17 protein-coding genes are annotated in these 13563 nt (G+C 58.5%); 3 read left to right on the top strand and 14 right to left on the bottom strand.

Annotated features, from left to right (window positions below; genetic code table 11):
- Positions 1-9: 9 nt before the first annotated feature.
- Positions 10-411, bottom strand: coding sequence for an SgcJ/EcaC family oxidoreductase (locus tag DVA44_RS09740; RefSeq protein WP_103822301.1), 402 nt, complete (start codon positions 409-411; stop codon positions 10-12).
- 362 nt (positions 412-773) lie between these two features.
- Between DVA44_RS09740 and DVA44_RS25975 the strand changes: the two genes are divergently transcribed.
- Positions 774-959, top strand: coding sequence for a hypothetical protein (locus DVA44_RS25975; protein WP_246843618.1), 186 nt, complete (start codon positions 774-776; stop codon positions 957-959).
- A 214-nt stretch (positions 960-1173) separates the two neighbouring features.
- Positions 1174-1428 (top strand): hypothetical protein, encoded by a 255-nt coding sequence (locus DVA44_RS25520; RefSeq protein ID WP_168194469.1) that lies wholly within the window; start codon positions 1174-1176, stop codon positions 1426-1428.
- 60 nt (positions 1429-1488) lie between these two features.
- Here DVA44_RS25520 and DVA44_RS09730 read toward each other — a convergent pair whose 3' ends face one another.
- The 4 genes from DVA44_RS09730 to DVA44_RS09710 all read right to left on the bottom strand — a co-directional run bounded on the left by DVA44_RS09730 (position 1489) and on the right by DVA44_RS09710 (position 5195).
- Positions 1489-1812 (bottom strand): AzlD domain-containing protein, encoded by a 324-nt coding sequence (locus DVA44_RS09730; RefSeq protein WP_114386493.1) that lies wholly within the window; start codon positions 1810-1812, stop codon positions 1489-1491.
- Between the two features lies 1 nt (position 1813).
- Complete coding sequence (locus tag DVA44_RS09725) at positions 1814-2548, bottom strand: AzlC family ABC transporter permease (RefSeq protein ID WP_114386491.1); 735 nt, start codon at positions 2546-2548, stop codon at positions 1814-1816.
- Positions 2549-2950: 402 nt separating this feature from the next.
- On the bottom strand, positions 2951-4150 hold the full coding sequence (locus DVA44_RS09715; RefSeq protein WP_114386489.1) for an MFS transporter: 1200 nt from the start codon (positions 4148-4150) through the stop codon (positions 2951-2953).
- A 61-nt stretch (positions 4151-4211) separates the two neighbouring features.
- A complete protein-coding gene (locus tag DVA44_RS09710) occupies positions 4212-5195 on the bottom strand; it encodes an aldo/keto reductase (protein ID WP_114314687.1) in 984 nt (327 codons plus the stop codon).
- 91 nt (positions 5196-5286) lie between these two features.
- On the opposite strand from DVA44_RS09710, the gene DVA44_RS09705 reads away from it, so the two are divergent.
- Entirely contained in the window at positions 5287-6180 is an 894-nt protein-coding gene (locus DVA44_RS09705; protein WP_114386487.1) for a LysR family transcriptional regulator, read from the top strand.
- A gap of 101 nt (positions 6181-6281) precedes the next feature.
- On the opposite strand, the gene catA is transcribed toward DVA44_RS09705, so the two are convergent.
- From catA to DVA44_RS09660, 9 genes are all read right to left on the bottom strand, one after another.
- Positions 6282-7208: a catechol 1,2-dioxygenase gene (gene catA / locus DVA44_RS09700; protein ID WP_114386485.1), complete on the bottom strand. Its 927-nt coding sequence runs from the start codon at positions 7206-7208 to the stop codon at positions 6282-6284.
- A 32-nt stretch (positions 7209-7240) separates the two neighbouring features.
- Complete coding sequence (gene catC / locus DVA44_RS09695; RefSeq protein WP_103179973.1) at positions 7241-7528, bottom strand: muconolactone Delta-isomerase; 288 nt, start codon at positions 7526-7528, stop codon at positions 7241-7243.
- Between the two features lie 12 nt (positions 7529-7540).
- Positions 7541-8656, bottom strand: coding sequence for a muconate/chloromuconate family cycloisomerase (locus DVA44_RS09690; protein ID WP_114314684.1), 1116 nt, complete (start codon positions 8654-8656; stop codon positions 7541-7543).
- Complete coding sequence (gene pcaD, locus DVA44_RS09685) at positions 8653-9420, bottom strand: 3-oxoadipate enol-lactonase (RefSeq protein ID WP_114386483.1); 768 nt, start codon at positions 9418-9420, stop codon at positions 8653-8655. Before pcaD ends, DVA44_RS09690 begins: the two co-directional genes overlap by 4 nt.
- The gene (locus DVA44_RS09680) at positions 9421-10083 is read right to left on the bottom strand and encodes a 3-oxoacid CoA-transferase subunit B (RefSeq protein WP_114386481.1); all 663 of its coding nucleotides are present in this window, start codon (positions 10081-10083) and stop codon (positions 9421-9423) included.
- Between the two features lie 9 nt (positions 10084-10092).
- On the bottom strand, positions 10093-10779 hold the full coding sequence (locus DVA44_RS09675) for a 3-oxoacid CoA-transferase subunit A (RefSeq protein WP_114386479.1): 687 nt from the start codon (positions 10777-10779) through the stop codon (positions 10093-10095).
- Positions 10776-12038: an MFS transporter gene (locus DVA44_RS09670; RefSeq protein ID WP_168194511.1), complete on the bottom strand. Its 1263-nt coding sequence runs from the start codon at positions 12036-12038 to the stop codon at positions 10776-10778. The genes DVA44_RS09675 and DVA44_RS09670 overlap by 4 nt, the downstream gene beginning before the upstream one ends.
- An 86-nt stretch (positions 12039-12124) precedes the next feature.
- A complete protein-coding gene (locus DVA44_RS09665) occupies positions 12125-12619 on the bottom strand; it encodes a flavin reductase (RefSeq protein ID WP_114386477.1) in 495 nt (164 codons plus the stop codon).
- Between the two features lie 10 nt (positions 12620-12629).
- Entirely contained in the window at positions 12630-13562 is a 933-nt protein-coding gene (locus tag DVA44_RS09660) for a PDR/VanB family oxidoreductase (RefSeq protein ID WP_114386475.1), read from the bottom strand.
- Between the last annotated feature and the right edge of the window lies 1 nt (position 13563).

The raw sequence follows: 13563 nt of genomic DNA, 5'->3' as shown, positions 1-13563 counted from the left end.
ATAAAAAGGTCAGGTGGGTTCAGCATCTAACACTGACGTTCCGTAGGAATTGTCGATGGTGCACAGCCAGCGGTCATTTTCCAGACGGAATACATAGGTTGCACGCCGGGTTATCTCTGTTGTAACGCCCTGGTCATCCGGGTAAAAAAGCTGGGATTCCATGATCACCAGCGCATCGCCTCCGCCTTCAATGATCTGGATATCGCCCTGCTTCACGACGAGCTGATCCTGAAAATAATCAGAGATGGAAATAAAGGCGCTGCGGATATTGTCTTTACCTTTAACGATCATACCGGGCTTAATCACCAGCGCGGCGTCGTCGGCGTAGTGCTCCATCAGCGAGTCGAAATCTTTGGCTGAGATAGCCCTGTCACACGCCTTAATGATATTGCGAAGCGGGTGTTCGTACATATGCATATTCCCTGTTCAGTGATTGCCTCTATTCACTGTATCACCAGCCGGCGCAATGTGTAGGCCGGGCAAGCGAAAGTGCCCGGCAGGCCTTTCTGGAAGAGGTCTCGCAAAGCCAAAAGTAAATCCATGTAATACCCGATTGTGGGTTTTCATACTTCAATCACGGTCATAAAGTGACCGCATTGCGGCACATTTGCCATTGTGCCAGGGAACTATCAGGCGTTGTATGCAGGGAGCAATAAGCGCGTATAGAAGAAGAGGTTTTTCTTGACGATTATGGTATGAGGAGAAAAAGATTCGTCTACGATCATCGGGTTCATCACAGCTACGTCTTTGTTGCTGGTCACGAGGTATATACCGTGATTGTGGGCAGTCTGTTAGTTGAAGCGACATTTACTCGGATCGGATATGAAATGCCGTCAGCCATTCCATTCCCGATCAATGGAACGGCAGAAGTCTGTTTTGATACTTTCGACGGTATGGGGGGCTTGGCTGATTTTCGTCATATTAAATTCAAAGGATTAGGCAGCGCTGTTGTTTTGTAATCAGTTTCCCTGGCCCTAATCGCTCACGCAGAGAAACTTCACATCGGGGGATTTGTTTTTCAGGCGGCTTCTGGAGGCGTGGTGGATAAGGGGCGCCGCACTTCTCTGGAAGAGATCTATGACGTTCTGCTTGGGTTAAAAAATGTACCGCGCTACAATCCGCACACAGAGTTGCCAAAAAGAACGCCGCGACCGCTGATATAGGGAGATTTCCATGCCTACAAGAGAGTTACAGAAGGGAGAGCCTGCTATGTCGTATTGCAATAAGCATGAACATTCCGCGCTTCTTGCCCTTGGTGACAGGGAAAAGAGAGTATTTCAGGCATTAGCATCTGCGGAGTTGCAAACTCACGGCATCAGTGCAGAGGCATATATTCACGATCTTAAAGCCGAACTGGCTGCAGTTAAAAAACGATCTTCTGCCACCCTGCTTCGCAAAAAACTAAATGCATCATCTGGGCGAGAATAACCCGACATCTGAGCGTAGCTTCCAACAACAGGCCCAACAATCGGGCCTTATTTTTGCAGATTAAGCGCCTAAAAAGTATCCCGCCGCGCAAAACGCCACCACTCCCGCGATCACCGTGGCAAATAATCCGCGGGTAAGAATGCCCACCAGAGTGGCAAACGCCGCCGCCAGCAGCGAGATGCTGATCCCCGAATCGGTCATTGCGGGTTTACTCATCAGTTCGGCGGCAACCAGGGCGGCCATGATGGCGGTGGGGATAAAGCTCAGCCACTGCAGCAACATCTCCGGCAGCCGAAAGCGGGATAACAGCAAGACCGGCACGGTGCGCATCAGGGCGGTGACGAGCGCCGAGGCGAGGATCGCCAGCAGAATATTTCTTTCCATCTTATTTTCCTTTCCGGGCGCGTAACAGCAGCGTCGCCAGCGTGGCGGCCAGGGATGCAGCCAAAATGACCACCAGACTGAGCGAGCTACTCCCGGCAGTCAGCAGTGTGATCGCCACCGCGACGACAATATTGATGGTTTCGAGGATCTTCCTGCGGCTGGCAAACCACATCATCAGGATCAGGCCGATAAACATCGACACCAGGCTAAAGCCCAGCCCCTCCATCAGCGAGGCGGGCAGCGTGGTTGCCAGCCATGCTCCGGCCACACAGGCGATGATCCAGTTCAGCCAGGCGGTAATATTCAGCCCCAGCATCCAGGGGTAGCTGATTTTGCCCTGCGGGCTGGCGCGCTGAACCGCCACGCCAAAGGTTTCGTCCGTCAGCAACAGCCCGCTCACCACTTTCTGCAGGGTGGTGTAGTCACGAAAAAAAACGCTCATGGAGGAGCTCATCAGCAGGTAGCGCAGGTTGACCAGCAACACGCTTAGCACCACGGAGGCCATTTCCGCCCCTGCGGCCCAGAGTGAGTAAAACAGGAACTGCGCCGAACCGGCGTAGAGGGCGCTCGCCAACAGCGCGATTTGCCCGGTGGTAAACCCGGAGAGTGTGCCGATCGCCCCCGCCGCAAAGCCAATGCTCCAGTAGCCTGCAATGGTGGGGAGACAGGCAGCAATACCGGCCCGAAATTCGTCCGTGGCGGACGCGGGGTGTCCGGTATTTATCTTCGTCAACATCGTTTCTTCCCTTATATTACTTAGCTCAATAACTATCTTAAGAATCAACAGCAAACGCTATAGTAAAATCCCGCTTAGCCGTGAAATTTCTTCAGGTTGTGGGAGACGCGAAGGTGGCACGACAAAACGGCATTGCTGCCGCAGCTCGGTGATGATTATTGCTCCCGGTGAAGCCCGCACCGGTTGGTGCATTACGGCGAGCGCACCGTGAAAGGCTCGCATCAACTCTTTTTGCGGGCCGATATCTCTCAGGCAATAGATTTTTTACACTGCCACTTTGCCCAAGCCCTGACCATAAAGGAGATTGCGCAGGTGAATTCTATTCTATGCGCACCTTTACTTCAGATTATCGACGCGTCCTCTGACGCGTCTCTCCTTGGGTTCAAACCCGATAACGCGGCTTCAGAATGAAGGTTCTCTTTCTGAACTTTTTAACATTACAACCAGTGCTATGCTGCCCAGGATAACAACCGCAGCCAGTAACACCATCTCCTGAAGACCAACCCTTGCCGATACCTGCCCACCGGCAAGTGCCCCCGTACCGATGGCTGCATTGAAAATGGCAACATAGATGGCTGATGCAGGCTGGGCGGCCTCTTTCGCGCAACGGAGCAGCCAGGTCTGCAACCCAACGAACACAATTGCCATAGCGGCGCCCCAGATGGCCAGGAGCATGCCTGTAAGCCAGAGCGAAGGTGCGGCAACACTCTTCATACCAAGCATCCCCAACGCACCTGCACTGAGGAGCAAAGCGATCAAAATCAGCAATTTAATGTGTCGATCGATAAGTTTACCGGCAACAACATTCCCCAGCAGTCCGGAGAGGCCTGAAATCAGTAACAGTCCAGAAACGGAAGCCATCGGGACATTCCGGGTTTGGGTCAGCAGAGGCTCAAGATAGGTGAATGCCGCAAAGTGCGCCGAAATAATAGAGGCAGTCGCGCCATAGAGAGTGAGAAGTACCGGATTTTTAACCAGCCCATGATACACATCCAGCCTCAGTGGTTGGGGCGCCTTTATTGTCGGGAGCGTCCAGAATAAGAGAGAGGCGGCAGCCAATGACAGCACGGAAATTACCGTAAATGCATGGCGCCAACCGGTCATGTTTGCAACAAAACTGGCCAATGGTACGCCCATCACGCTGGCCGCCGAAACGCCGCCAAATATCACGGAGGTAGCCAGACCAAGCCTCTCTTGCGGAACAAGCTGTACAGCCACTGCGCCGATCAACGCCCAGAAAACACCGTGGGCCAGCGCCCCCGCCATACGTGCCGTCATAAACAGACTCATCGTGTGAACCTGGGTCACGGCCAGGCAAGAGAGCGCCAGAAATAGCATCAGTCCTACGAGCAGAGCCTTACGCGATATGCGTGACGGCATCGCGCCGGACAACAAGGCGGCCAGTGCGGCAACCCAGCCATAAGCCGTCACCGCAAGCCCCGCCCCGGATTCAGGCTGATTAAAATCCTCCGCCAGCGCGCTGAGCATCCCTACTGGTGCAAGTTCACTGGTGACAATCGAAAACGCGCTGATCCCGAGCGCAGCAACTGCTAACCAGGTGCGCGCTGGCACCGGATTTACCTGTAATACGGTATCGTTCATCTCATAAATACTCTTCAAAGAAAGCGGGGAAATATTTGAAGCGGTGCGGGGAGGGACAGAATCAGGCTCCTACACCTTTCATCCCTTCTGGCGTGTAGCGTTCTCCGGCAACCGGGAGAGTGGATAGCGCGATCCGCAACGCGTACAGCTCGTCACCGCTGAGCTGGAGATCAAGCGCTGCGGCGTTTTCGCTAAGATGGTGGAGATTGCAGGTGCCCGGGATGGGCACAATGTTGTCTCCCTGCGCAAGTAACCAGGCCAGCGCAATCTGTGAGGGTGTGCAGCCTTTACTGACGGCAAGGGCTGTTATCACCTCCACCAGGGAGTGATTTTTTGCCAGGTTCTCTGCCTGGAAGCGAGGAAGCGTACTGCGAAAATCGCCATTCTGAGGTACCGGCTCATGCTGAAATCTGCCCGTCAGAAAGCCTCGTCCAAGGGGCGAATAGGCCACAAATCCTATCCCAAGCGTTTTACACAGTGGAATGACACTGGCCTCGGCCTCACGACTCCAGAGGGAATACTCTGTCTGAACCGCCGCGACAGGATGAACCGCGTGAGCGCGCCGGAGCGTCTCAGCACTGACCTCACATAATCCGATGTGGCCAATTTTCCCCTCCTTAACCAGCTCCGCCAGCCCGGCCATCGTCTCTTCAATCGCGGTTTTGCTGTCAATACGGTGCACGTAGTAGAGATCAATATGCTCCACCCCAAGGCGTTTAAGCGACGCTTCGCAGCTTTTGCGCGCGTAGTCAGGTCTGTTGCAGAGCTCTCTTTTGTATTCGCCGGGCTGTCGCACAATGCCAAATTTTGTTGCCAGCTTCAGGGCGGGCTGACGTGTTTTAATGAATTTTCCCAGTAATTCCTCGTTATGCCAGGGGCCGTAGGTATCAGACGTGTCGAGAAAATTCATCCCCAAATCCAGTGCCTTATCCAGTACTGCCAAGGATGCCTCGTCGTCACGTGGCCCGTAGAACTCGCTCATACCCATACAACCCAGACCAAGCGCAGAGACCGTGAGGGAGGAAGTCAGATTACGTTTTTGCATGTTTATCTCCTTGTGAGGATTGCAGTATCATCCTGCGATAAGTGATAAAACAGAGCTGAAAACGGAGAGCCGTTTTCCATAATCGGAAAATATGAAAGCTGATTTTAACTGGGACGATACGCGGGTATTTCTGGCCATTGCCCGCGCGGGGACGCTGAGTGGCGCAGCGGAGGCCATGAATATGGGTATTGCCACGCTCTCAAGAAGACTGGATCGGCTTGAAAGCTCGCTGGCAGTACCGCTATTCAGCAGACATCAGAGCGGCTATCGGTTAACGGATGACGGGGAGGCGCTTCTGGAGCGGGCGGAGGCGCTTGAAAGTGCAGGGCTTGCCTTCAGGGAGTCTGCAAAATTACAGGTTAACGTCGCCGGGCTTGTTCGGCTGGCAACATCCGACAACCTGGCCACGCATTTTATTCTTCCTTCGCTGACAGGGTTGCTGGATAGCTACCCCGATCTGCGGGTTGAAGTACTCAGCGGCGTGTCGTCGGTCAATCTGCATCGCAGGGATGCCGATTTAGCGATACGTATGGTTAAACCTGACAGCGGAAATCTGACGCTGAAGCGGCTTGGCACCGTGGGATTCGGGCTTTACGCCGACCGGACATACTTAAAAAAATGGCAAGGTAAGGCCACTGAGTTACTGCTCAGTCATGGGCAGTATATTGGCTGGTCGGAATCTCATCAGCACCTGCCCGCTGCGCGGTGGATAACACGGATGCTGCGGGGCAGGCCCTGTCGGGTAGAAGCGAATACGCTGGCAGCACAATTATCGGCCGTTTCAGCGGGTCTGGGGCTTGGGATTTTGCCGCACTTTATGGCGAGGGAAAACGCGCTGCACTGCGTTAATTCAGATATTGGTGTGGATCAGACATTATGGTTAGTTATGCACTCAGATCTGGCACACTCCCGGCGAGTCAGAGTCGTTGCAGATCACTTGATAGCGTTATTTGAAGAGATGAACGATCGTCTCGCGATGCCCTGACCTTGTGCACTGTATATCTCAGGAAGAGCGCAAGTCTTTTCCCTGAACATATACAGAAACCGGGCCCGCTTAGTGCGGCCCGGCCCTCTAACCTTTCGAACCTACTCCATCACCCGCGCCCGCTTTCCTCTCTCCTCTTCCCCACTCTCCGCCGCTTCCACCAGCGTAAAGCTAAAGTTCACCTCCGTATGCTCCCCTGCGAGATCGCGCGCCTGCGCCACAGCCGCGTCCGTCACCTTCACCGGGTCCGCAATCAGCTCCGCGCGGGTCGCGAAGGCAAAATCATCCCAGAGATACTCATCCCCGTTGAGGTTGATCTGGGTGGTCAGGTGCTTGTACCCCGGCGCGGATACAAAGAAGTGCACGTGGGCCGGGCGGTTGCCGTGGCGGCCAAGCGCAGTCAGCAGCTTCTGGGTCGGGCCATCCGGTGGGCAGCCGTAGCCGCACGGCACGATGCTGCGCACGGCGTAGCGGCCATCTTCCCCGGTGCGCACGCGGCGGCGCAGGTTGTATTCGCTCTGGGACTGGTCGAAGAACGAATAGCCGCCGAGGGTGTTGGCATGCCAGATATCCACAATCGCGCCCGCCACCAGCTTACCGTTCAGATCGGTCACCTGGCCCTGCAACCACATGACTTCGCCCTGCTCTTTCCCGTCGTCCATACGGGCAAAGCCTTCGCTCAGCGGGGCGTTGGCGACATATAGCGGCCCTTCAATGGTGCGCGGAGTGCCCACGTCATTGCCGGATGCGGCTTCCTTCTCGTCGGCACGCATATCCAGATAGTGCTCCAGACCCAGTCCCGCCGCCAGCAGCGCCGCTTCCTGGCGTCCGCCCAGCTCGTTAAGGTAGTTCACCGCAATCCAGAACTCTTCATCCGTGACGTCGAACTGCTTGATAGTCTTGCACAGGTCGCTCAGCAGCTGGTGCATGATGTTCTTTAAACGATCGTTACCGCCGGTGGAATTTAAGCCGCTGCTGATCGCGAGTAAGGATTCCAGTTCGGTTTGATGCGCAGGATTCACAGACATTGCATATTCCTCTTTGTAGGGTACGTTTGTTGTTATTGCGAGTGATGAATGGATGAGGGATGCGTACACAGAGGCTGCACGCTGATCTCCATCCACGGGTAGAGCGGCAGCGCGGTCAGGATGTCGTGCAGCTCCTGGTTGTCCGCCACGTCAAAAATGCTGACGTTGGCGTACTGCCCGACCACGCGCCAGATGTGCGGCCACTTGCCTTCGCGCTGTAAGCGTTGGGAGTAGGCTTTCTCTTTCGCCTTGATCGCTTCAACTTCTGCCGCAGGCAGCGACGACGGGATGTTGACGGTCATTTCCACTTTAAAAAGCATCGCGTTTTCCTTTTATTGACGTGTGTAATGGCGCAGCTTGTCTTCATCGATTTCAACGCCTAACCCCGGCCCCTGCGGTAACGTCACCTCTCCCTGGCTGAATTCCAGCGGTCGTACCACGATGTCATCCTTCAGCAACAGCGGGCCGAACATCTCGGTGCCCCACTGCATCTTCACCGTCGACCAGGCGTGCAGCGAGGCGACGGTGCCGAGCGTCCCTTCCAGCATGGTGCCGCCGTACAGCGCCACGCCCGCCGCCTGGGCCACATGCGCCAGCTTCAGGGCCTGCGCCGGGCCGCCCGCTTTGGCGATCTTCAGGGCATACGCCCCGGTAAAGCCGCCGCTCGCCAGGGCGTAGCCGTCGTGGCTGGTCGCCACCGCTTCGTCGGCGAGGATCGGCACCGCAAAGCGCTGGCTGAGGGCGATAAGCCCTTGCCGATCCCACAGCGGGATCGGCTGTTCCACCAGGTCGATCCCGCCCGCCTGTAGTTGCGTCATCCCTTTAATGGCGGTGATCAGATCCCAGGCCTGGTTGACATCCACCCGCACGCTCACCTCGTCGCCCAGCGCGGCCTTGATCGCCAGGGCGTGACGAACGTCCTCCTCCAGCCTGCGAGCGCCGATTTTCAGCTTGAAGGTGTTGTGACGGCCTTCCGCCAGCAGGCGTTTGCCCTCTTCAATGTCTTTCTGCGTGTCGCCGCTCGCCAGGGTCCAGAGTACCGGCAGGCGCTGAGTCAACGCCCCGCCCAGGAGTGAACTCACCGGCAGCCCCAGCGCCTTGCCCTGGGCATCGAGGAACGCGGTTTCGAGGGCGGATTTGGCAAAGGTGTTGCCCTTCACGCTGGCGTTCATCTTGTCGGCCAGCGCCGCCACGCCAGTAAACGACTGTCCGCACAGCAGCGGGGCGAGATAGGTTTCAATGGCGGATTTGATCGCCTCCGGGCTTTCCGGGCCGTAGCTCATGCCGCCGATGGTGGTGGCTTCGCCCCAGCCGATAATGCCGTTTGCGCATTGCATCCGGACGATGGTGAGCGTCTGGCAACCCATGGTCGCCATCGACAGCTTGTGCGGGCGGATGGTCGGGATATCCACCAGCCAGCAGGCCAGGGATTCTATAGTGAGGGTCATGTCATGCTCCTGCGGGTTAAAAAGGCCAGCACCTGCTGATTAAAGGCTTCCGGGCAGGCGACGTTCGACAGGTGCGAGGCGGGTAACGCCACATACTCTGTCTGCTTCGCCTGAGCCGCGATCCACTTGGCGTCCGACACGGTGGTGACCGGATCTTCCTCCCCTGCGATAGCCAGCATTGGGCGCAGCATGGCAGCCACCTCATCGCGGAGATCCGCCGTTGCCAGCGCTTCGCAGCAGGCGGCGTAACCTTCGGCTGGGGTGTCGGCCAGACCGTCAACCAGCAGCTTCACCATCCCGGGATTGCTTTGGCGATATGCCGGAGTGAACCAGCGCGCCGCCGCGGTGCTGGCGACCGGGGCCATCCCCTGCTGACGCACCGTTGCGGCGCGCTGCAGCCAGCCTTTCGCTTCGCCGATTTTTGCCGCGGTGTTTGCCACCACGATGCGATCAAAACGCGACGGGGCGTGGCGGTTGAGCCACATCCCGGTCATGCCGCCCAGCGAGATGCCGCAGAAAAAGGCGCGTTCAATATCCAGATGATCGAGCAGGGCAATCACGTCCTGCCCCAGCGAGTCGAGAGTGATTCCCCCAGCCGAAACCGGGGAGCGGCCATGCCCGCGCGTGTTGTAGCGCAGCACGCGAAAATGGCGGGTAAAGTCGGTCATCTGTCCCTGCCACATCTCCCAGGTGGTGCCGAGCGAGTTGGAGAGCACCAGCAGCGGGGCCGCTTCCGGGCCGTCGAGGCGATATTCGAGATCCATTCACGCCTCCTCGGTTTCGGCGTTAAGGGCAAAAGTCAGCGCCACCGGGGTGACGGACTGGAGATATTCCGCCGTCACGTCGCCGAACAGCTCGCGCACCACAATGCCTTCGGCTGTGATGTCCATCACCGCCATGTCGGTGTAGATCCGGTCGATGCAGGCCATGCCGGTCAGCGGATAGGTGCAGGCTTTGACGATTTTGCAGTCGCCCTGGCGGGTCAGATGTTCGGTCATCACATAGACGCGCTTCGCGCCAATCGCCAGGTCCATCGCCCCGCCGACAGCGGGAATCGAAGCGGGCTCGCCGGTGCTCCAGTTCGCCAGATCGCCGCGCTCGGAGACCTGATAAGCCCCCAGCACGCAGATATCCAGGTGGCCGCCGCGCATCATGGTGAACGAGTCGCCGTGATGGAAATAGCAGCCGCCCGCCAGCAGCGTCACCGGCTGTTTTCCGGCGTTAATCAGCTCCGGATCTTCACAGCCCGGTTCCGGCGCTGGCCCCATACCGAGAATGCCGTTTTCGCTGTGCAGGAAGATCTCGCGATCGGCGGGGAGATAGTTGGCAATCCGGGTCGGCAGGCCGATGCCAAGGTTGACGTAGGCCCCCTCGGGGATGTCCCGGGCAATGCGTTCGGCCAGCTGTTGATGGGTCAGTTTATTCACGGGCTCTCCTTATGCGCTCTGCGGCAGACATTGCGGCGCGATCGTCACCACGCGCTGGACAAAAATCCCCGGCGTCACCACCGCTTCCGCGTCAAGCTCGCCGAGGGCGACAATCTCGCTCACCTGGGCAATGGTGCAGCTGGCGGCGGCAGCCATGATCGGTCCGAAATTACGCCCGGTTTTGTCGTAGACCAGGTTGCCCCAGCGGTCGGCCTTCAGGGCTTTGATCAGGGCGAAATCGGCTTTTAACGGGTACTCAAGGACATAATCTTTGCCGTCGATATGGCGGGTCTCTTTGCCCGCCGCCAGCTCGGTGCCAAACCCGGTGGGGGTGAAGATCGCCCCCAGCCCGGAGCCGCCCGCCTGAATACGTGCCGCGAGATTGCCCTGCGGGACCAGCTCCAGCTCGACTTCGCCGCGGCGGTAGAGATCGTCAAAGACCCAGGAGTCGGTCTGGCGTGGGAAGGAGCAGATCACCTTCTTCACGCAGCCAGCTTTCAGCAACGCCGCCAGACCGTAGTCACCGTTGCCGGCGTTGTTGCTGATCAGGGTCAGATCCCGCGGCTGACGGCGGATCAGGGCATCGAGCAGTTCGGCGGGCTGTCCGGCGGCGCCAAATCCGCCCACCATCACCACCGCGCCGTCAAAAATGTCCGCCACGGCACCGTCGGTGGCGGCAATCCGTTTATCAATCATTCGCTTACCTCGTTATTTTTATGGGAGGACGGCAGGCTGCGCAGAGCGATCCACGCCAGCAGCGCATAGGCCATCAGCAGCAGGGAGATCGGCCAGGAGGCGTCGAAATGCATCAGCAGCGCCACCGCCAGCATCGGCCCTAGGCCGCCGGAGAAGATCGAGCCCACCTCATGCCCCAGCGCCAGGCCGGAGTAGCGCACACGCACCGGGAACAGGTCGCTCATGATGCAGGGCTGGGTGCCGATCATCGCCCCGTGGCAGAACGGCAGGCCGAGCAGCATCGCCAGCATGATCCAGCCGTAGTCGCCGGTAGAGAGCAGCCAGAAGAACGGAAAAGCCATCACCAGCAGGCCGATGACGCCGATGTAGTAGACCGGCTTCAGGCCGATGCGATCCGAGAGCGCGCCCCAGAAGAGAATGGAGAAGAACTCCACCAGCATCGCCAGAGTCACGGCGCTGATGATCTCCCCGGTGCCGATGCCGATGTGTTTGGCGTAGACCACCGAGAAGGTGAAGAAGATATAAGATGCGCCGTTCTCCGGCAGGCGCAGGGCGATGGCCTGCATCAGCGCTTTCGGGTGCTCGCGCACCAGCACCATCAGCGGGATCTTCTCGTGTTTTTCTTCCGGTTTGGCCTGGGTAAAGGCTTTGCTCTCGCGGATGTTTTTGCGGATATAGACCCCGACCAGGAAGATGACGATGCTCAGCAGAAAGGGCACGCGCCAGCCCCAGCTCATCAGCTCCGCTTCCGGCAGCTTCTGCACCAGGTAAAAGGCGAAGGCAGAGAGGACAAACCCACCGGAGACCCCCATCTGGCTCCAGGCGGTAAAGTAGCCGCGACGGGACGCGGGGGCGTTCTCGCTCAGCATCAGCACCCCACCGCCCCACTCGCCGCCCGATGCCACGCCTTGTAAAAAGCGCAGCGTGATCAGAGAGAGCGGCGCCCAGATGCCGATCTGCGCGTAGGTCGGCAGTAGGCCGATGACAAAGGTGGTGGCCCCCATCAGGGTCAGGGTCATGATCAGCGTCATCTTACGACTGTAGCGATCCCCGAGATGACCAAAGACGATCCCGCCCAGCGGACGGGCGAGGAAGCCCACCGCAAAGCCCGAGAAGGCCAACAGCGTGCCCTGCATCGGGTCGCCGCCCACCGGGAAGAAGAGCGGGCCAAACACCAGCGCCGCGGCGGTGCCGTAGAGGAAGAAGTCATACCATTCCAGGGCATTACCCAGTACCGAGGCGAACACCAGCTTGCGCATTTGCCCGGCATCGTGTGGAACAGCAGCCGCAGCGTTGCGGTTTTCAGTCACGACATTGCTCATCAGCGTTACCCTTATAGTTGGTTTTACGCTTCCACATCATGCCCGATGGCATGGTAGCGACGGTTAAAGTAAACCAGCCCGCGCGGCGCTTCGCTGATGCGTATCGCCTGCACCTGGCAGTAGAAAACGGTGTGGCTACCCACTTCATGACAGGTGTCGATCAGGCAGTCGAAGCTGGCGACCGACGAACTGAGCACCGGCGCGCCACTGGCCATCACCTGCCAGGAGTCATACGCAAAACGCTGCTCGGAACGCAGGCTGGCGTTGGCGAACACCCCGGAGAGATCCTGGTGGTCGCTGGAGAGGACGTTGACGCACAGCGCCCCGTTCTGCTTGAAGTGCGCGTTGGCATAGGAGTTGCGGTTCATACAGACCAGCAGCGTCGGCGGCGAGTCCGTGACGCTGCACACGGCAGAGGCGGTAAAGCCAAATTTACCCGCCGGGCCGTCGGTGGTGATCACCGAGACCGCACTCCCCAGCTGTGCCATCGCGTTACGAAATTCGGTTTGCAGTGTCATAAGGGTTTCCTCACAGATCGATGACTAAACGGGCGCTTTTCGCCCGGGAGCAGCACAACAACATCTGGTCGCCGTCGGCTTTCTCTTCGTCGGTCAGGTAGCTGTCGCGATGGTCCGGCTCCCCTTCAAGCACGTCGGTCAGGCAGCTGCCGCAGATCCCCTGTTTGCAGGAGACGCACACCTTCAGCCCGGCCTGGGCCAGCGCCTCGACGATGGTCTGGTTCTCCAGCACCTGGACGGTAATGCCGCTTGCGGCGGCGACCACCTCAAAGGCCGCACCACCGGTGACAACTTCGGCGCTGAAGCACTCCTGATGCACCTGCTCCGGGCGATAACCGAGGCGGCTCGCCTCGTCGGTGACCGCATCCATCAGGCGGGTCGGGCCGCAGGTGTAGACGTGGGTATTGGCCGGGACGTCGCTCAGCACCGCCTTCAGATTCAGGCGTTGCGTATCGCTGAAGTGCAGATGCACGCGGTCGGCCCAGGCCGCCTGCTCGAGCCGGGCAATAAACGCCGCCCCGGTCCGGGTGCGGGCGCAGTAGTGCAGGCTGAAGGAGCGGCCGCTGGCATGCAGTTCGGCGGCCATCGCCAGCATCGGAGTGATACCGATCCCGCCGCCAATCAGCAGGCAATGGCTGGCGGTCTCCTCCAGCGCAAAGAGGTTGCGCGGATCGCTGACCTGGATGAAATCCCCAACATTCAGCGCATGAGCGGCAAGAGAGCCCCCCTGAGACTTTTTGTCTTTCAGAATGCCGAGCTGGTAGTGGCGGCGATCCTGCGGGTCGCCGCAGAGGGAGTACGGACGCACCAGGCCGTCTGCCAGATGCAGATCGATATGTGCCCCCGCGTTGAAGACCGGGAGGTCGATACCGTCAGCATGGGCCAGCGTCAGCAGGAGCACATCGCCCTGCAACTCCCGTCTGATAACCTGTAATGTCAGCATG

The sequence above is a fragment of the Leclercia sp. W17 genome (assembly GCF_003336325.1).
In the GTDB taxonomy this organism is placed as follows: Bacteria; Pseudomonadota; Gammaproteobacteria; order Enterobacterales; family Enterobacteriaceae; genus Enterobacter.
This window is presented reverse-complemented; position numbering and strand designations above follow the sequence as displayed.

Excerpts from the sequence above, each read along its gene's own strand:
- pcaD (WP_114386483.1), bottom strand. The coding sequence starts at position 9,420 with ATGGATCTCGAATATCGCCTCGACGGCCCGGAAGCGGCCCCGCTGCTG.
- DVA44_RS09705 (WP_114386487.1), top strand. The coding sequence starts at position 5,287 with ATGAAAGCTGATTTTAACTGGGACGATACGCGGGTATTTCTGGCCATT.
- DVA44_RS09715 (WP_114386489.1), bottom strand. The coding sequence starts at position 4,150 with ATGAACGATACCGTATTACAGGTAAATCCGGTGCCAGCGCGCACCTGG.
- DVA44_RS09725 (WP_114386491.1), bottom strand. The coding sequence starts at position 2,548 with ATGTTGACGAAGATAAATACCGGACACCCCGCGTCCGCCACGGACGAA.
- DVA44_RS09665 (WP_114386477.1), bottom strand. The coding sequence starts at position 12,619 with ATGACACTGCAAACCGAATTTCGTAACGCGATGGCACAGCTGGGGAGT.
- DVA44_RS09710 (WP_114314687.1), bottom strand. The coding sequence starts at position 5,195 with ATGCAAAAACGTAATCTGACTTCCTCCCTCACGGTCTCTGCGCTTGGT.
- DVA44_RS09740 (WP_103822301.1), bottom strand. The coding sequence starts at position 411 with ATGTACGAACACCCGCTTCGCAATATCATTAAGGCGTGTGACAGGGCT.
- DVA44_RS25520 (WP_168194469.1), top strand. The coding sequence starts at position 1,174 with ATGCCTACAAGAGAGTTACAGAAGGGAGAGCCTGCTATGTCGTATTGC.
- DVA44_RS09670 (WP_168194511.1), bottom strand. The coding sequence starts at position 12,038 with ATGCGCAAGCTGGTGTTCGCCTCGGTACTGGGTAATGCCCTGGAATGG.
- catA (WP_114386485.1), bottom strand. The coding sequence starts at position 7,208 with ATGTCTGTGAATCCTGCGCATCAAACCGAACTGGAATCCTTACTCGCG.
- DVA44_RS09690 (WP_114314684.1), bottom strand. The coding sequence starts at position 8,656 with ATGACCCTCACTATAGAATCCCTGGCCTGCTGGCTGGTGGATATCCCG.
- DVA44_RS09730 (WP_114386493.1), bottom strand. The coding sequence starts at position 1,812 with ATGGAAAGAAATATTCTGCTGGCGATCCTCGCCTCGGCGCTCGTCACC.
- DVA44_RS09660 (WP_114386475.1), bottom strand. The coding sequence starts at position 13,562 with ATGCTGACATTACAGGTTATCAGACGGGAGTTGCAGGGCGATGTGCTC.
- DVA44_RS09675 (WP_114386479.1), bottom strand. The coding sequence starts at position 10,779 with ATGATTGATAAACGGATTGCCGCCACCGACGGTGCCGTGGCGGACATT.
- catC (WP_103179973.1), bottom strand. The coding sequence starts at position 7,528 with ATGCTTTTTAAAGTGGAAATGACCGTCAACATCCCGTCGTCGCTGCCT.